Consider the following 16,564-nt stretch of genomic DNA (forward strand, 5'->3'; position numbering starts at 1 on the left):
GAATGTTTTTAAAGAAATTTTAGAATTGATGAAATATTTTTATTATATTTTTTTACTTTTTTCTCTCTCTGTCTCTGCTCAGACCGAGCGTTTCAAGGTGGTTTTAGATGCGGGACATGGAGGAAAAGACCCTGGAAAGGTACATAAGAAAATATTTGAAAAAGAGATAGCCCTGAATATCACCCTATTGGTAGGAAAGGAACTGGAGAAAGATCCTTTGTTCAAGGTTACCTACACACGTAAGGATGACCGCTTCATTGAGCTCTATGAGCGTGGAGCTATTGCCAATAAGGCCAAGGCTGACTTGTTCATCTCCATTCACTGCAACTCCTCTCCCAGCAAGGATGCCCATGGGTCGGAATCCTATGTATTGGGACTACATGCCAACGACCTGAACTTCGAAGTAGCCAAGGGGGAGAACCAAGTAATCTACTTGGAAAAGGACTATAAGGAGCGCTATGCAGGGTACGATATCAACTCGCCTGAATCCTTCATAGGCCTTTCCATCATGCAGGAGGAATTCCTCGAACAAAGCATACAAGCGGCCAAGCGCATACAATCTTCCTTGGCCGAGAATCCTGTACACCGCGATCGCGGGGTCAAGCAAGCGGGATTCATTGTCCTACACCAGACCTATATGCCCTCGGTACTGATAGAAACAGGCTTTTTAAGCAATGCCGAAGAGCGTGATTACCTATACTCTGCCCAAGGACAGAAACAAGTAGCTGAGGCCATTGCCAAGGCTATCAAGAACTACCGCTATTGGCTCAAGAACAGAAACCAACTCAGCCCTGAGAATGCCGCCAATGATCTTATCTATAGGGTACAGATAGCCACTAGCAACAAGGACTTGGCTGCTACGCCTTCCAACTTCAAGGGACTCAGCCCAATCCTCAAGGAAAAAGTAGGCAACGCCTTCCGCTACTATTATGGTAAGGAAACAGATCTTAAAAAAATAGATGAACTCTTACAAATCGCTAAGAAAAAGGGATTCACCGATGCCTTTATCGTCTCTTTTTCTGCCAATGGCAAGAGAAATGTACAATAGCTGTTCACTGCTCTCTGTTCACTGTTCACCGTTCTCTGCTCACTGTTCACTGAATTTATTTGGTTATTCCCTCTTAAAATCGTATCTTTGCAGAAATCAGCCTGACAGACTATAGTCAAACAGAAATGGTTTGGGAAAAATTAGCGTGAGCATGTGTAGGGGCGAATTGCAATTCGCCCTTGAGAAAGAGCAAATAAAGAATTGATCTCTTGTTCTATTTATTCGCAATTTAAATATGATTGACTATAACAACTAAAAAAACCTATAATTCTTAGAAAATGAAAATACAAAATTCTGAACTTATTCTCTCTGGGGAGGGGCGTATCTACCACCTCAATATACAGAAAGAGAACATCGCTCCTACTATTATTCTCGTAGGAGACCCTCAGCGCGTACCCGTGGTCAGCGCTCATTTTGACAAAGTAGAATTTACCGCTCACAAGCGAGAATTTGTCACTCACACAGGCTACTACCAGGGCAAGCGCCTCTCGGTAGTCTCCACCGGAATAGGCCCTGATAACATTGATATTGTCCTGAATGAATTAGACGCTCTTTTCAACATTGACTTAGAGCGAAGAGTACCCAAGCAAGAACACACTCCCTTGACTTTCGTTCGCTTAGGCACCTCCGGTAGCCTACAAGCCGATATCCCTGTGGATAGTATCGTTCTCTCCGCTTATGGCTTGGGCATGGACAACCTCCTACACTCCTACAAGGATAGCCCTAAGGTACGTGAAAGAGCTATGGAAGATGCCTTTATCGCTCATACCCAATGGAATATGGACAAGGGACACCCCTGTATCGTACAAGGGTCGGAAGCCCTCCTCGAAAAGCTCTACTCTCCTGAGGTGTTCAAGGGCATCACCGCCACCGCACCTGGATTCTATGGCCCTCAGGGACGCCAACTTCGCTTGATCCCTCAGGACGAACATCTCAATGAAAAATTGGAATCCTATGCTTTCAACGGCTACAAAGTAACCAATATGGAGATGGAAACCGCCGCTATCTATGGACTGAGCAAGCTCTTAGGGCATCAAGCACTTTCGATGAATGCTATCATCGCCAACCGACCTGCAGGTACCTTCAGCGCGGATCCAGGTAAAGCCGTAGAAAAATTGATACAATATGCTTTGCCAATCATCTGCAAGGAGTAAACAGTGAGCAAAGAACTATAATCACAAAAAATCCTCACCATGCTATGGTGAGGATTTTTACTTAAAACTAACTGGGTTTCTAATGAGGTTAAAACAACTGATATAAAAACACTAAAAAAGAACTTACTCATTAGAACACGTAATGGAAATGAAATACTAAAAACATTCCTTACAGACGGATTTTTACATCCAAACAACAACAGTGCAAAGATATAACTTTTTTCCAAATAAACAAACATTATTTTTAATTATTTTAAATAAATATTTTATTTTATTGATATACAAGTGGTTATAAATACGCATAGCAAGAGAAACTCATACATTTCCACAGAGAGAATACATTGCATTTTCTCCTTATTGCCGATACGAGCTACAAGAAATGCGCCCATAGGCTCTGGTAAATAAAAAATATCTTTTATCTTTGCTCAAGATGTTGTACTTTTGCACTTAGAACTGATACCACAGATGAAACGACTTGATTTTTCCGAATTTCTCAAGAGTTATGCCTTTGTTATTGGCGTACTTAAGTCCTTTGCGATCCTCTCCTGCGCCATAGCGGGGTGGATCTTTGGCAATGTCTCGGCGGGACTTACAGCAGCCACTACAATCATTATGATTGCCCCCAGTGACATCCCAGGCAACCGCAAGCACCACTTGGGAGGGATTGTCATTGCGACCCTTTTCGTAGCTATCAGTTCCGTAACGGTCAATTTTGCTCATGCTTACGGACACCTCTGGCAGCTCCTCGCCCTGATGGCATTGCTCACCTTTGGTTATGCTTATATCTCCCTCTATGGAGCGCGTGCGGCCATGGTCTCTATTGCGGGGATTTTCACCCTTACCTTGGCCTTGGTACGCCCCCAGAAGGGCATCGATATCCTATACAATGCCTTGTATATATTCATGGCAGGGGCTTGGTATATCTTCTTAGTACGCATACTGATGTGGATACGCCCACGCCAATACAGCGAACAGCTCTTGGCAAAATGTATGACCCTTACCGCCAAGTACTTACAGATACGCGCCCTACTAATCCGCGACACCGAACACCGCTCCGCCAACAAGCAGCTGCTCCTCTCCCTGCAGTCCTCCCTCAATGAAGAATACGAGAAACTACGGGCTGTCCTCTTGGACTCTCGCTCCAAGTCGGGCAAAACAAACTACCTACAACGACAGTTCCTTATCTTTATCGAGATGGTGGATATCTTCGAACTGGCCATTGCCAACCCGATTCCTTATGAAAAAGTAGACAAATACGCTACTAAAAATGCCGGTTTCTTGGATCAATACACCCATTTCTTAGAGGAACTATCCCAAATACTCCTTAAGATGGCTGAGTACATTGGAGAAAGAAAAAAAGGCACCTATGACATCAGCCTCAAAAGTCTCTTAGAAAAACAATTACTCTTCAAGCAGACCTATCTCAGCATCAGTCAGGAAGGTTCTTTCTCTGAAGAACAGATGCTTTTGGAGAAAATGTACCTTTATCTAAGCAAGCAAACACAGAATATCTACAACGTACAACAGATATTCAACAACTATTATACCCAAGAGGTGAGCTTCCGCGACGAAAAGAGTTTCCGCCGCTTTGTCAGCGCGGACAACTACTCCATCAAGCGCTTGGCAGATCACTTTTCTTTCCAGTCCTCCTTCTTCCGGCATGCCCTTCGCCTTGCCATCGTTACAGTCATTGGTTACCTGATAGGGAGCGCCTTTGAAGTACAGAACCCCCATTGGATTCTCTTTACTGTATATGTGATCATGCGCCCAGGGTATGGCCTTACACTCAAGCGCTCCAAGGACAGAGCCTTGGGTACCCTCATAGGAGCAGGCTTTGCGTTTGTCTTAGTATATATATGCCAATTTGTACTACACTTGGACTATGAAGTTTATAAATATATCTATGGAGCAGCGATTCTTATGAGTATGCCCTTTGGCTACGGGCTATTACAGGAGAACTTTAGCATGAGTGCTATTTTCCTTACCCTATACATCGTCTTGGCTTATGCTCTTTTCGTCCCTGATGCGATGAGCGTAGTACAATACCGAGTGGTGGATACCCTAATCGCCTTTGTTCTTTCGGTAAGTGCCAACTACTTGCTCTTCCCCTCATGGGAGCACAAGAACTACAACCTACTGATAGTAAAGAGCTTAAGAGCCAATTTAGGCTATACCAATGAACTTATCAAGCGAGCAGAGCATCCAGAAATCACCACCGAGTACAAGGTAGCCCGCAAAAAGGCTTTCTTGGCCTTGGCCAACCTGAATGCGGGCTTGCAGCGTATGTTACAAGAACCCAAGTCCCAACAGAAGAACTACACCCAGCGCAATGAGATACAGGTACTCCAGCAGGATTTCCTCTCCTGTGTGGCCACCCTGAGTACGCAGCTCAGTGAGCACCCCTCCCCTATCATCAAAGACCTTTTCGTCCGCGCCATACAGGAGATACAGCACAAGCTCCAGCACTGTGTAGCCCTCTTGGACGGCAAGCTCGATCAGGAGATACGTCCCTTTGACCCGAAGGTATTCCAAGAAATACGCCAAGCAACTCTGGAACTTTTTGCCCAGCAAGACAAAACCCCTACCACTGACAATCCCTTAGCCACCATCCGCCCCCAAGAGATGCTCTTCTACACCGAACAACTCAACTACCTAAGAGAACTGACAGAGAATATTGAGAAAATGATTAAAGCCATTGTTACGGATTAGTGGTATGTGATTATTGTATCTTGACAATAGTAATACCTTTATCAATATTGTCAAAGTCATTATCGGAAGTTACCAATATCCAGTCATTTTTAGCACATAGTTCGAGATAATAAGCGTCATTGTAGTCTATATGGAAATTCTCTATGATATGATTGCTATTAATAGCATTGAAGTCGTCTGGATATTTTTGTACAAAATCTAAATCATAGATCTTACGGAGCATTATTTTCACATCCTCAAGATTATTTTTATAGTCTTGACTTTGTTTGTAATCCTTTTTGTAATCCCCTGACACATTTTGAGGATGTTTTTTCCATATATTAAAGAAAAAACGCATGGAAGTATTAGCAAATTCACTCACCACAAGGCTTACCAAGGCTATCTGTATATTGTAAGTAGAAATATTCTTAAAAAAACGCGTTGCTCTTTCTTGCTTTTTCTCATTGCTATTAATCATAGGAGCAAGTAGCATGATCCAAATATTATTGTCAAAGAAATAGGTTTTATTTGCTTTGAACTCATATTGTTGATAGGGGATAATAACATTAGGCATCTCTATAGAATTTCTTCAACGGCTTGTTCAAAGGCTTCTTGGTTAGCAAAATATTCTTTGGCATAGGTCGCTACCATCTTAAAAAGGGCTTTATCCTTATCATCTACATTTACTAACTTGAGATGACTATTGAGAAAATCACCCTTAAAATCTTGATAGAGCTTTCCTATAGCCATATTAAGGAAGGCCGTAATGACAATAGTAATCCCTTGAAAATCCAATTCTACTATATCTTCTCTGCGAAGTGCTTCTACTATAGCCTGATAAACCTTCTTGCCATCATCGGAGCTAACTGCCAAATCCGAATCTATGATGTTTTTAACTGTCAAATGTTGGTTTTTCGTTTCCATACTTAAAATATATTGTCTAAACTCTCTTCTTTTAACCAGTAATAGTGTTTATCATTTAGATTAAATGATAGATTTATTAGTGTTCCTCCAAAAGGAGAGATTAACCCTTTAGTAATGACTTTCCCATTGGAAAATTCATAATATCCATCAGAAGAAACAATATGTATTTTCCCTTTATTGAGCTTGATAAATTCGAATATAACACCTAATCCCAAGCCTCCAACTTCCCTTTTAGTGGTATTCCCAGAGACCATAGCCCATTGTATTGCTTCTCTTCCTGATATTTCTGTTTCTAAGAAAGAAGAAACATTCTCCTTAATCGTAACCCCTCTATCTACAATCGTGAAATGAAGTGGCTTTTTAGGATCTTTTGGAAAAAACTGTCCACAGACATGTATGTAATTACACCTGCCGTGTGTCCTTGCGTTTTCATATAGTTCAAAGATATTTTTAACAATCTCACGACCTAATCGGTCACTAAGAGAAGGAAACTCTGGTTTGGAAAACAATTGCCTGATATAATCATAAAATAAAGCATCTTCTTTAGGATTTAGCCGTTGATACCTTAAGGAAGTATCGTACCTGTCAACCAATTCAGAATAACCATAATTCACTAAAAAACTATTTTTCCTCAAGATATTAGAGAGCTTATGAGGTATATTTTCTAAGCTGATAGTATTCCCATTGCTTTCCAATTTTTCAAAAAGCGCGCCTATAAGTGCACATAGGTTCGCCTCCATGAAATCAATTTGACTGAAATCAAATAGAATAGTTTGATTGTGATATTGTAGGGATTGGTTATATAAATCACACAAATAATTATATCCTCGAAAATCACTTTTTATTTGTCTTTCAGAAAAGAACACCCTTTCCACAAGCCTCTGATTTAAACCGCAAAAATACTAAATATTTCGCTCCTTTACAAGAAAAAAGAGAGATTTAGATTTTAGGGACTAAGAGTTAGTTCCTAAAACCTATCATCTACCTTGCAAAATTACAATATTGAGAAGCAAAAGTCAAGAAAACAATAAGATAAAAAGTAAGAATTTATACAATACATATTCAACTAACAAGAATAATTTTTTAAAACAAAAATACAAATTTTATTTGTATATATAAAAATATTTTCTTAATTTTACACGTTCTAAGAGCTATTTAAAAATCAAAATTGCTTAATCTTTAAAAAACCTAAATATGATTCAAAGAATTTTTCATCCTATAGGCCAAGGTGCTTTTTATTCTGAAAGACATGAAAATCATAACATTGTCTATGATTGTGGAAGTATGTGTGTTAGTAAGAGTAAAAAAGTTGTATCTCAAAGTTTTAGCAAAGAAGATGTAATTGATATCCTTTTCATCTCGCACTTTGATTATGATCATATATCTCTGATTGAAGACTTAAAGACAACAGTAAAAGAAATCAGAAATGTTGTAATACCATTACTACATAATAATGAAAAGATTTTATTATCTAATATATTTAAAGCTCTAGGAGAAAATAACTTGGCAACCTTAGTGAAAGAGCCTAAGGAGTTCTTTGGAGCAGAAACTCGTATTATTAGAGTCGAACCTAGCTCTGAAGAAAAAATAAATGAAGGCACCCGATCTATTTTCTTAAATGATGCAAATCAAAAACTACAGATATCAAGTGGAACTCTAATAGCTATAGAGAAAAATTCTGATTGGATTTTTATTCCTTTTAATTATGAATACAAAGACCGAAGTAAAAAATTTCTTGATAAATTGAAAAAGAATGGTATTGACATTAATAAACTTGAAAACGTACCTGATGATTATACCGAATATCGGAAGATAATAAAAAAAACATATGAAGAAGTAGGTGATATTAATGAAAATTCCATGTTCTTATATTCAGGCCCCACCATCAATAAGAAAAATTTTTATTACACTTACCTATATCGTCCAAATAAACACTATTGTTATTTTTATTTTCACCCCTTTCACAATATAAAACAAGACCGAGTTGCTTGTTTATACACAGGTGATGGAGATTTAAACATTGTAGATGGAGAAAAAACGGTTATAGAAAAAATATATGAGAGATATTGGAATTTAATAGGAACGATACAAATTCCTCACCATGGAAGCCTATATTCTTTTAACAATAAGATACTTAAAGACAATGTATTTATTTGTCCTTTCTCTGTAGGAAAGAATAATTTACATGGACATCCTTCAGGAAAAGTCATTAGTGAAATATTATCACACAAGAGTTACCCTATATATGTAACAGAGGATGTTGATAGTATATTTATTGAAATAATTGAAAAAAAAATAAAGAGTAATACTCTTGTACATTAGAGGTAGAAATAAAACATCTCCCTCTCTTACAAAAAAGAAAATTTAAAAATAGTAGGCTTGCCTTGTGGCAAGCCTACTATAGTTTTAGGAGTTTTCCTCCTTATTCTCTCCCTATTTCTCTTCAGGATTTTCTGTTTTTTCTGGAGTATCTTCTACCTTCTCTTGAGCCAATTTTTCTTTGATTTTGTTCTCTATTCTTTCTTTCACTTCCTTACTAATACCTCCTTTCTGTTTTCGTTCTTGCTCGAATTTTTCAAGCCTTTCTTTATGTTTTTTGAAGCCTTCAAGAAAAACGGTCTCACCAATTGTCTCTGTAGATTGTTGTACAGCACTTGTAAGACTTTCCAAGACAGCATTTTTTATCTCACGCCCTGAAAACCCTTCTGAAATCTCAGCTAATTTCTTACAGAGTTCCTCTCTGTTTACTTCCTCAGAAAAAGGCACTTTAGAAGGAATCGTAATAGAAATAATAGCTTCTCTATTTTCCAAAGTAGGTAAATCAAAATGAATATGCTTCAAAATACGAGATTCAAAAGCTTTATCATAATTATCCGCTAAGTTGGTTGCAAAAACAACAACCCCTTCAAAATCCTCCAATAGAATAAGCATCTGACTTCTAAGAGAGTTAATCGCTTGATCAGAGCTACTGGATACATTTTGGATACGCTTACCTAAGAAAGAATCAGCCTCATCAAAGAAAAGCACGGCATCTGATTCTTTGGCAGTGTTGAAAGCCTTGAATAGGTTCTTAGGAGCATCCCCTACATATTTGGATTCAATTTCTGCATAATTAACGGCAAGAATATTCTTATTCAACATCTTAGCAATAGCATGAGAAACCATTGTCTTTCCTGTACCAGGTGGGCCATAGAAGTTTAGTATAAGCTTAGGTTTGGCATCCACTTCTTCGAATCCCCAATCCTCATAGATACGTTTCTGATTCTCTATAAGTGTAAGGGACAGAAGTACATCCTCCTTTACTGAAGGAGGCAGGATTACTCGCTCCAAAGAGAATTTAGGTATTTGTGGAATAAAAACCATTTCTTCTTGCTTCCTATTATTAGAAGCCGTATTTGATTTCTGTCCTTCCATTTTTTCCTTATTTTTAAAGATATAAACATTAGGCAAATCCTTAATAAAGTCCTTATAGTCTCTAAGAATTAGGTTTTTACGAAAATAAAGAGCCTCTTCCAGTTTCTTATTTCCTTTATAAAGATCTTCTTCTATAAGAATCCCTACCCTATTAGATATTTTTACCTCATAAAATTTACCTGCTTTTTTATCAAAGTCCTCCTCGAAATAAAGTCCTTCTTGTACTTCTGTTGCAGTTGTCTTTATTTTTTGGATAACTTCAAGAACTTTAGATGAATAGTCATTCATAGTTATGTAAGTACCAATTTCTTTTTATTCAATTCTCTATCAAGTTCAGGGTCTATTGAATCATAACTTGCCTTTTCCGCATAACGTATCTCTCCATTCTCAAAAACCCCTATAATTGTCTCATTAGGATTATCACGAGATATAAAACCTCTTTCTAATCCAATGTCTATTGGAATTTCTTTCTTTATTCTACTGCCTATATAGGAACTTGTCATTTTTTTAAAAGCTTCTTTCTGTCTTATTTTTTCAGAAGTGTTAGGCGATTTTTTCCAATTATTATAATTGGTTCTTATTTCCCTATCTACAATTACTTTAGAAAAAAATATAAAAGGCATAAAGGTTAACCCTACTACATTTCCTATAAAATTTGCACCTTGCTTTACAAGATCAGGATTCTTGAGTGCAAAATTAGTAATTTGTGCCGCAGTCGAATTAGGTTTGTTTAGGATATCATCGCCTATTTTTAATAGCAGACTAAATAAATTCATATTTTCTAATTTAAAACAATCATTTCTTTATCTCCAAAAGCATCCTTTAAGTTACTATCTATTTCCTTTGTAGCAACAATTAGGGTATTATCTTCCAATATCTCTTCTTTACTTTCATTATAGTAAGTAAGAACAAAATATTTAAAGCCTTCTTCAAAAACGATTCCATAATCGTTTGATTCTTTGATAGGAAACATTACAGGTTTATTATCTTTAATACTTACTCCTTGCTTTACAAAATACTCTTTCACATAATGAAGTGTCAATTTTTCCACCTTATTTTGTTTCAATTTTGATACTTTTTTTGTATTCTGTTTTAGAAGGAAATAAGCTATTCCTCCCAATACAACTACTGATGAAATTATAGCGAATGTTTTCATTAGCGTATATTTTTAAGTTAAAACAATCATTTCTTTATTACCAAATCGAGACTTAGTTGCTTCATCCAAGTTCTCTGTCTTTATGATTTCTGTTTCTTCTTCTATGATTTCTCCTGTTGATTCATCATAGAATGTATTAGCTATATAATCCTTATTATCATCCAATCCAATAGAGATCTCATTATATTGCCCCTGATCCATTAAAGACTTAAGTTTTATAGAAACTGCCTTAATATTTGGGTGCTTCTGTTTTATTCTATTATACCTTGCTTTGAACCAATTTACAATATTTGCAAAAAAATTGAATATAGCAACAGCGATTTTTTTAATAAAATCCCATGCTCTTTTAAAAAAACTTATAAGTGTATCTAACATAGTTTTATAATTTAACAATTAACAATTCCTTATCCCCAAAAGCCTCCTTTAATGCTTCTACCATTATATCACAACGAACACAGATAATCTTATTCACGTCTAAAGCTTGCTTATCTTGATCCATATATTGTAGGTATAGCTCTAATTTATCCTTCTTATTGCGTCCACCATTAAGTACTGCTAAGAACTTAGCATCTTCCACTTTTGTTTCTCTGATAATTTCCTTTAGGTTTTCCATATCCAATTTTTCTGTGGTAATCATCTCACAGGGCAAATCGGTAGCATCTTTGACTCTCTGAGAGAGGTTATCTATGGCTTCTATTATTCCATTTTGGAACTTTTCCATCATTGCAGTAAGTTTTTCAAGATTTTCCTCTACAAAAAAATCTTGTATTTTACCTACTGTTTTTTCAAAATTTAGTTTCATTTTAAACTTGTATTTAATTAAACAATTATTTTTCTATTAATCTGTCTTTATACCTACTCCAAGCATTTTCATAAGAAGAACGAGAGCCTTTAGGAATTTCTATGTCTATATTTGGATTAGGAAAAACATCCTTGCCAAGTGTTGGAGGGGTCACAGCTTTAATTCTAACTGTTTTTAGTGAATTACAACCATAAAAAGCTCTATCCGCAATCAACTTTATATCTTCTCCTATTTCAACTTCTTCTAAAGCTGTACAATCTCGAAAAGCTTGTATATCTATTGTTCTTATACCTTTAGGAAGTATAATTGATTTTAAGGCACTACATCCTGAAAAAGCCTCATTTTCAATTTCTCTACCTTTCACTTCATTTGGTATAGCATTCGGAAAAATGACCTTTTCTAGTTCTTTACAGTTTTCAAAAGCTTTTTCTCCCACTATCACTATATAGGGTGGAAATTCAACAGTTTTCAGTGACTTACATCCCGAAAAAGCATAACCTCTAATCATAATCAAGTCCTTCGGTAACACAAGAGAATCTATAAGATGGGTTTTACACAACCGTTCAACATCTGTTTCATAAATATTAATTCCACAGAACTGAACACCTTTCTGAGAACCATTATTTATTGTAATAGATTTTAAACTGCAATTTTTAAAAGCTCTTCGATTTATTAATAAAGTTTTTTCTAATATAATACTTCCCATTTTTTTATTATTTATATAATTTTCTCCACTTTCAGCACCGCTCCCAAAGTATGGAAGATACTACTGATATCGATACCGAATACACGCTGGAAGGCAGCGATTACGTCTTTTCCACCGTTTACGGAAACGGGGTTGGTGGTAGTCTGAGTAGGGATCACAACTTGCATCCCTGATTCTAAACGGATACCATTGGAGGCTACCGTCTTACTTACAGTTACTTGATATAAGGCCATAACTTTTAATGATTAATTTTCAATGGTTAATAGTTATTCTACAAATAGTTCTTGTTGTTCTTCGACACACAGGTCACTATAAATATTTACAAATTTCATTCTTCCCCCCTCCTTATTTTGCGGCAAAATTATAAATCAACTCGGTCAAACTACGACCACCTTGCAACCATTTTTCTACTTTAACACTTCAATCACTATAGGACACAAAAAAAGCGCGACATTCCTTGTTGCTTATTCTCGAAAGCCCGACCAAAGGCCTACACCAAAAGCAAAAGGAATGCCCACGCCTGAAAACGTAGGCATCTCCACTTTACTTTCCCTTGGTGTTGAAAAAATTGGTCGTATTTTCGAGAATGGGAAAATATAAAGCGAAACGCTATTTCTAATAATTAATGATCAATTGTAATAATTAATGATCGCTGTGACTATCTGTTATTTCTATGTTTTTCCTAATTATAACTAATCAAGCGCAAAGATAGTAAAATTTTATTAATATACAAAGATAATTTATATTTATTTTTCTACTTTTTTCTTATCTTTTTCTGACGACAAAAGTAAGAAGTAAGTCGGTCAAACTATGACCATCTCTTAAATATTTTTACTTTCCTCTCAACTGCAAAAAATAAAACTGAACTCAGTCAAATTACAACCGAGTTCAGTTATCAGTTACCTCTTTTGAGGACTATAGGAATTCACAGCCCCTTAGAGTGTATAGGATTCCCCTATACACTTAAAACTTAGGTTTCAGGCTATACTTTAGGTAGAATTTCTCGATGATTTCTTCTACTTCATCCGCAGTATCTACAATCTTGAAGATATCCATATCCTTGGCGGAGATATTGCCAAACTTGTCCAAGAGCACTTCCTTGATCCATGCTACCAAGCCACTCCAGAACTCCGTGCCAACCAAGATGATCGGAAAGGGTTCTATCTTGGTAGTCTGTATCAGGGTAATCGCTTCAAATAGCTCATCCATGGTACCAAAGCCTCCTGGAAAGACTACAAAGGCTTGAGAGTAGCGGACGAACATGACCTTACGAGCAAAAAAGTAGTTGAACCTTAGGTTCTTATCTCTGTCCACATAGGGGTTGTCATGTTGTTCAAAGGGGAGTTCTATATTGATTCCCACTGAAGGTCCTCCCTGCTCGTGGGCGCCCTTGTTAGCCGCTTCCATGATCCCTGGCCCGCCTCCAGTGATGATACCAAAGCCCATCTCAACAATGCGTCCGGCAATCTCGGCGGCCAAGTTGTAGTACTTACTATCAGGCTGAATACGTGCTGACCCGAACACCGATACACAGGGGCCTATCTCCGAAAGGCGCTCATAGCCTGTGACAAACTCACTCATGATCTTAAAGATCCCCCAAGAATCATGTTGCTTTAGCTGAATCTCTTCAAATTGTCGTTTTTTTACCATATTTTAATAATCAATATTTAATGAGTGATGCTTTCTCTTTTCCTCACATCATAGAGGGAATAACCTGCCGAACAGACATTCAGTAGCGCAACAGAGAGTAAGAGAATCGTATTTAGTAAGGAGGTTTTCTCTTCTCTTACTAAATAATAAATAACAACGGCGACGGAAAAGAGCAGACAGAATACAAAGTAAAAGCTCCTAGCGTCTTTTCTTAAAAAGGATTTCATAGATTATAAGATTAAGGTTTAATTCATTAATAAATGACCTTGCAAAGATACGATTTTTAAAAGTAGAAGTCAAACATTTTCGCCAAGTTTTTTTACCCTCAACCTTTTAGACTTCTGTAGAGTGCAAGCCTACAAGAGATGGGATTTTCAGCAAAAAAGGAAAATAACCCTTCTCTCACGTCTCAAGTATTCTACAGCACTGTTTTTTACAAAAACACAAAATTAACACCCATAGTATAAAATTCCCATTCAAAAAATAGGAAATTTAATAAAAAATAATTAACTTTGCAACCTATTTACTACATTAACCATTAACCATTAACCATTAACCATTAACCATTAACCATTAACCATTAACCATTAACCATTAACCATTAACCATTAACCATTAATCATTAACAATTATGAAAAGTTTTTTCTTTGCTTTCCTTCTTTTGGGAAGTATCCCCCTTTGGTCACAGAACTCCTTGGAGAGACAAATCCTACAGAGCAAGTATGCGGTGGACTCTATCATAGCTACTCAAAAAGCTCATTTGTTCAAGCAGTTAGGCTCAGTAGAAGATCTCTTAGAACAAGGAAAAATATCCAAGGACGAGGCCGAACAGATGAAAAAGGACTTCAAGCAACGTGCCAAGCAGCGCACCCAGCAGCTGCTCTACACGCAAGCTCAGTTCCTTAGAGACCAATTGGACAAGGAGTTACAGTCCTTTCCTGCGGACAGCCTTCTGATGCCCGCCGATTCCTTAAACCCTCACCTTCCTTATGAGAAAACCATGGCTCAGGTGGATTCCTTAGCACAACGACAGGAAGCCAACACTTACCTACGCCGATATATGAATAGGGGGGATATCTTCTCGCCTTATCTGGCTCTGGGGATACTGAACCTACACTCAGCTGGGCATTTTGGAGATAAGCGCCTGAGCCCTCTGGGCTCTAAGTCCTTTGAGTTGGGGATCTATACCAACTACCGCCTAAGAAAAAACGACAACCTGCTGCACCTGAACCTTGGACTCTCTTGGCTGTATCAGAGCTTTAAGATACGCGATGGACTCTACTACCAGCACCAGGCAGGCAACACCCTCTTAGTCCCCTATGGCAGCGAGCTGACCAAGTCTAAGTTCCGCACGCACTACCTGCTCCTTCCCATAGATCTGGAATGGGATTTCTCCAAGGAGGGAATGCATAGAAATATCTCCTATTTCCAGACACATGAGCATCTGTACCTTGGCGTAGGGGCTTTTGTGGGGATTCTCTTGGATGCCAATCAGAAAGTGAATGCCGAGCGAGAAGGAAATACCTATAAGACTCTCATTCGGGAGGACTTACACACCAACCGATGGACTTATGGCCTCTCAGCTCATATAGGAGTCAAGGAATGGAGCCTCTACTTCCGCTATAGCCTTGCCCCTCTCTTTACTGGTAATAGCAAAGGCGAATATCCTTTTATGATAGGCATACGAGCAGGACGATAATTAGTGTTCATTGTTCATTAATTTAAGTTTCAAAAGCTCTGTAACTTATTGATATTCAAAATCTCCCCCTACGCCCTCCAAAGGGGGAATGAGATAGTTTATGATTCTCAAGGAGTTAGAGAGAGGACATTTTCCAGATTGATAGACAATTTTTATCTTTTTCAACGAATTTATTCCCCCTCTCGGAGGGGATAGTCCGTGAATACATGGAACGGAGTATGTGAAGGGAGGTTCGTTTTGCAATATATTGATTATTAACCAATTATAAATACAATTATAACCTAAAAATGACTTGCGAAACTTAAATCATTGTTCATTAATCATTGTTCATTAACCATTCATTTATGCGTTTTTTCTTTCTCCTCTTTACCTTGCCCTTATGGGCACAACAACAGGTGCTTTCCTCCAAGGGCACCCCTGTAGAATATGTCAATATAGGCATAGTAGGAACTTCCAAAGGACTTATTACCAACGAGCAAGGAGAGTTCACCTTGGAAAGGCTTGAAGCAGCTCCGACAGATAGTATTTACTTTTCACACTTGAGTTATAAGCGTAAAGTGCTTTTAGCCAAGGATATACAAAAGAAAATTATCTTAGAGGAGACTGACATCAAGCTCCCCGAGGCTTCTTTTACCTTGCAAAAACCTAAATACTACACCCTTAGGGGCAAGGGGCTGCCTATTGTCTTCAAGCTCTATGGCGAGATGAAGGATGGCTTTGAGCCTACCAGCAATCGCAAGTATCTCAATGCGGAGATAGGAGATTTTCTGTCTCTCAAGCACGATGCACGCCTTACAGAGCTAAGTATAGATATAGACCGAAGTGACTTCTATATGGCTGTACTACGTGTGGTGGTCTACCAGACAGATCGAGAGCATAAGGCCTTTACGCCCTTGCTTAGGGAACCTATTTATATAGAGGTATTTCCCAGTCCCCAACCGCAGACTTTCACCCGCAAGCTCTCCGTCTTTGCCCCTAAGGGCGAGGTATGGATAGGGGTGCAGTTTGTCGAAATGCGTGGCAAAGACTATGACAGGCTTATGTTCCCTGCCACAGTCAATACCTGCTATATCCGCTTTGCCGATGGCAAGATACGCCCTCTGAACAAGCATTTAGGGATTCCTTTCTCTATCAAAGGATACGATTATATAATGGTTAATGATCAATGATCAGTGATTAATGGTTAATGATACGCGCGTTGACACTGATTTGTAGGAGGCTATCCAAAACATTATTTTCAAATTTTATTCTATTGAAAATCAGTTGTTTTTAGATTCTGTTGTAGGGGCGATTTGCAAATCGCCCTTCAAGAATAAGGCTTTT

Annotated in this window: 18 protein-coding genes; 6 read left to right on the forward strand and 12 right to left on the reverse strand. The window is 37.8% G+C overall.

Going from position 1 to position 16,564, the window contains the following annotated elements; all coding sequences use genetic code 11:
- The first annotated feature begins 28 nt into the window (after positions 1-28).
- The 3 genes from CGC50_RS06380 to CGC50_RS06390 all read left to right on the forward strand — a co-directional run bounded on the left by CGC50_RS06380 (position 29) and on the right by CGC50_RS06390 (position 4,911).
- Positions 29-1,048: an N-acetylmuramoyl-L-alanine amidase family protein gene (locus CGC50_RS06380; protein WP_198541648.1), complete on the forward strand. Its 1,020-nt coding sequence runs from the start codon at positions 29-31 to the stop codon at positions 1,046-1,048.
- 278 nt (positions 1,049-1,326) lie between these two features.
- A complete protein-coding gene (locus CGC50_RS06385; protein ID WP_198541649.1) occupies positions 1,327-2,202 on the forward strand; it encodes a nucleoside phosphorylase in 876 nt (291 codons plus the stop codon).
- Positions 2,203-2,667: 465 nt separating this feature from the next.
- Positions 2,668-4,911: an FUSC family protein gene (locus CGC50_RS06390; protein ID WP_095910148.1), complete on the forward strand. Its 2,244-nt coding sequence runs from the start codon at positions 2,668-2,670 to the stop codon at positions 4,909-4,911.
- Positions 4,912-4,921: 10 nt separating this feature from the next.
- Here the strand turns inward: CGC50_RS06390 and CGC50_RS06395 are convergent, their stop codons facing one another.
- From CGC50_RS06395 to CGC50_RS06405, 3 genes are read right to left on the reverse strand one after another with little or no spacing between them, the layout of a single operon-like run.
- Positions 4,922-5,464 (reverse strand): PIN domain-containing protein, encoded by a 543-nt coding sequence (locus CGC50_RS06395; RefSeq protein WP_095910149.1) that lies wholly within the window; start codon positions 5,462-5,464, stop codon positions 4,922-4,924.
- Positions 5,465-5,466: 2 nt separating this feature from the next.
- The gene (locus CGC50_RS06400) at positions 5,467-5,814 is read right to left on the reverse strand and encodes an STAS-like domain-containing protein (protein ID WP_232781211.1); all 348 of its coding nucleotides are present in this window, start codon (positions 5,812-5,814) and stop codon (positions 5,467-5,469) included.
- Between the two features lie 2 nt (positions 5,815-5,816).
- On the reverse strand, positions 5,817-6,689 hold the full coding sequence (locus CGC50_RS06405; RefSeq protein WP_095910150.1) for an ATP-binding protein: 873 nt from the start codon (positions 6,687-6,689) through the stop codon (positions 5,817-5,819).
- 319 nt (positions 6,690-7,008) lie between these two features.
- On the opposite strand from CGC50_RS06405, the gene CGC50_RS06410 reads away from it, so the two are divergent.
- Positions 7,009-8,136, forward strand: coding sequence for a ComEC/Rec2 family competence protein (locus CGC50_RS06410; protein ID WP_095910151.1), 1,128 nt, complete (start codon positions 7,009-7,011; stop codon positions 8,134-8,136).
- Positions 8,137-8,247: 111 nt separating this feature from the next.
- Here CGC50_RS06410 and CGC50_RS06415 read toward each other — a convergent pair whose 3' ends face one another.
- From CGC50_RS06415 to CGC50_RS06455, 9 genes are all read right to left on the reverse strand, one after another.
- A complete protein-coding gene (locus CGC50_RS06415; protein ID WP_095910152.1) occupies positions 8,248-9,516 on the reverse strand; it encodes an ATP-binding protein in 1,269 nt (422 codons plus the stop codon).
- A gap of 2 nt (positions 9,517-9,518) precedes the next feature.
- Positions 9,519-10,004, reverse strand: coding sequence for a hypothetical protein (locus CGC50_RS06420; RefSeq protein ID WP_095910153.1), 486 nt, complete (start codon positions 10,002-10,004; stop codon positions 9,519-9,521).
- Positions 10,005-10,009: 5 nt separating this feature from the next.
- Positions 10,010-10,384 carry a hypothetical protein gene (locus CGC50_RS06425; RefSeq protein WP_095910154.1) on the reverse strand — a complete coding sequence of 125 codons (375 nt, stop codon included), beginning with the start codon at positions 10,382-10,384 and terminating at the stop codon, positions 10,010-10,012.
- A 12-nt stretch (positions 10,385-10,396) separates the two neighbouring features.
- Positions 10,397-10,759, reverse strand: a complete 363-nt coding sequence (locus CGC50_RS06430; protein WP_157909430.1) for a hypothetical protein — start codon at positions 10,757-10,759, stop codon at positions 10,397-10,399.
- Between the two features lie 4 nt (positions 10,760-10,763).
- Complete coding sequence (locus CGC50_RS06435) at positions 10,764-11,186, reverse strand: hypothetical protein (RefSeq protein WP_095910156.1); 423 nt, start codon at positions 11,184-11,186, stop codon at positions 10,764-10,766.
- A 25-nt stretch (positions 11,187-11,211) separates the two neighbouring features.
- Positions 11,212-11,892, reverse strand: a complete 681-nt coding sequence (locus CGC50_RS06440) for a leucine-rich repeat domain-containing protein (protein WP_095910157.1) — start codon at positions 11,890-11,892, stop codon at positions 11,212-11,214.
- Positions 11,893-11,903: 11 nt separating this feature from the next.
- Positions 11,904-12,125: a DUF6140 family protein gene (locus CGC50_RS06445; RefSeq protein WP_095910158.1), complete on the reverse strand. Its 222-nt coding sequence runs from the start codon at positions 12,123-12,125 to the stop codon at positions 11,904-11,906.
- 730 nt (positions 12,126-12,855) lie between these two features.
- Positions 12,856-13,542, reverse strand: coding sequence for an LOG family protein (locus CGC50_RS06450; RefSeq protein WP_095910159.1), 687 nt, complete (start codon positions 13,540-13,542; stop codon positions 12,856-12,858).
- Between the two features lie 17 nt (positions 13,543-13,559).
- Entirely contained in the window at positions 13,560-13,769 is a 210-nt protein-coding gene (locus CGC50_RS06455; RefSeq protein WP_095910160.1) for a hypothetical protein, read from the reverse strand.
- Positions 13,770-14,173: 404 nt separating this feature from the next.
- Here CGC50_RS06455 and CGC50_RS06460 point away from each other — a divergent pair, with 404 nt between their 5' ends.
- Both CGC50_RS06460 and CGC50_RS06465 read left to right on the forward strand, forming a co-directional pair.
- Positions 14,174-15,241 carry a porin family protein gene (locus CGC50_RS06460; protein WP_095910161.1) on the forward strand — a complete coding sequence of 356 codons (1,068 nt, stop codon included), beginning with the start codon at positions 14,174-14,176 and terminating at the stop codon, positions 15,239-15,241.
- Between the two features lie 344 nt (positions 15,242-15,585).
- Entirely contained in the window at positions 15,586-16,410 is an 825-nt protein-coding gene (locus tag CGC50_RS06465; RefSeq protein WP_095910162.1) for a carboxypeptidase-like regulatory domain-containing protein, read from the forward strand.
- Positions 16,411-16,564 lie beyond the last annotated feature (154 nt).

This window comes from Capnocytophaga gingivalis (genome assembly GCF_002302415.1).
GTDB lineage: Bacteria > Bacteroidota > Bacteroidia > Flavobacteriales > Flavobacteriaceae > Capnocytophaga > Capnocytophaga gingivalis.

What these genes read in the sequence shown, in the direction of transcription:
- CGC50_RS06440 (WP_095910157.1), bottom strand. Translation starts at nt 11,892, where the DNA reads ATGGGAAGTATTATATTAGAAAAAACTTTATTAATAAATCGAAGAGCT.
- CGC50_RS06420 (WP_095910153.1), bottom strand. Translation starts at nt 10,004, where the DNA reads ATGAATTTATTTAGTCTGCTATTAAAAATAGGCGATGATATCCTAAAC.
- CGC50_RS06400 (WP_232781211.1), bottom strand. Translation starts at nt 5,814, where the DNA reads ATGGAAACGAAAAACCAACATTTGACAGTTAAAAACATCATAGATTCG.
- CGC50_RS06410 (WP_095910151.1), top strand. Translation starts at nt 7,009, where the DNA reads ATGATTCAAAGAATTTTTCATCCTATAGGCCAAGGTGCTTTTTATTCT.
- CGC50_RS06385 (WP_198541649.1), top strand. Translation starts at nt 1,327, where the DNA reads ATGAAAATACAAAATTCTGAACTTATTCTCTCTGGGGAGGGGCGTATC.
- CGC50_RS06450 (WP_095910159.1), bottom strand. Translation starts at nt 13,542, where the DNA reads ATGGTAAAAAAACGACAATTTGAAGAGATTCAGCTAAAGCAACATGAT.
- CGC50_RS06425 (WP_095910154.1), bottom strand. Translation starts at nt 10,384, where the DNA reads ATGAAAACATTCGCTATAATTTCATCAGTAGTTGTATTGGGAGGAATA.
- CGC50_RS06455 (WP_095910160.1), bottom strand. Translation starts at nt 13,769, where the DNA reads ATGAAATCCTTTTTAAGAAAAGACGCTAGGAGCTTTTACTTTGTATTC.
- CGC50_RS06395 (WP_095910149.1), bottom strand. Translation starts at nt 5,464, where the DNA reads ATGCCTAATGTTATTATCCCCTATCAACAATATGAGTTCAAAGCAAAT.
- CGC50_RS06390 (WP_095910148.1), top strand. Translation starts at nt 2,668, where the DNA reads ATGAAACGACTTGATTTTTCCGAATTTCTCAAGAGTTATGCCTTTGTT.
- CGC50_RS06435 (WP_095910156.1), bottom strand. Translation starts at nt 11,186, where the DNA reads ATGAAACTAAATTTTGAAAAAACAGTAGGTAAAATACAAGATTTTTTT.
- CGC50_RS06460 (WP_095910161.1), top strand. Translation starts at nt 14,174, where the DNA reads ATGAAAAGTTTTTTCTTTGCTTTCCTTCTTTTGGGAAGTATCCCCCTT.
- CGC50_RS06465 (WP_095910162.1), top strand. Translation starts at nt 15,586, where the DNA reads ATGCGTTTTTTCTTTCTCCTCTTTACCTTGCCCTTATGGGCACAACAA.
- CGC50_RS06445 (WP_095910158.1), bottom strand. Translation starts at nt 12,125, where the DNA reads ATGGCCTTATATCAAGTAACTGTAAGTAAGACGGTAGCCTCCAATGGT.
- CGC50_RS06380 (WP_198541648.1), top strand. Translation starts at nt 29, where the DNA reads ATGAAATATTTTTATTATATTTTTTTACTTTTTTCTCTCTCTGTCTCT.
- CGC50_RS06415 (WP_095910152.1), bottom strand. Translation starts at nt 9,516, where the DNA reads ATGAATGACTATTCATCTAAAGTTCTTGAAGTTATCCAAAAAATAAAG.
- CGC50_RS06430 (WP_157909430.1), bottom strand. Translation starts at nt 10,759, where the DNA reads ATGTTAGATACACTTATAAGTTTTTTTAAAAGAGCATGGGATTTTATT.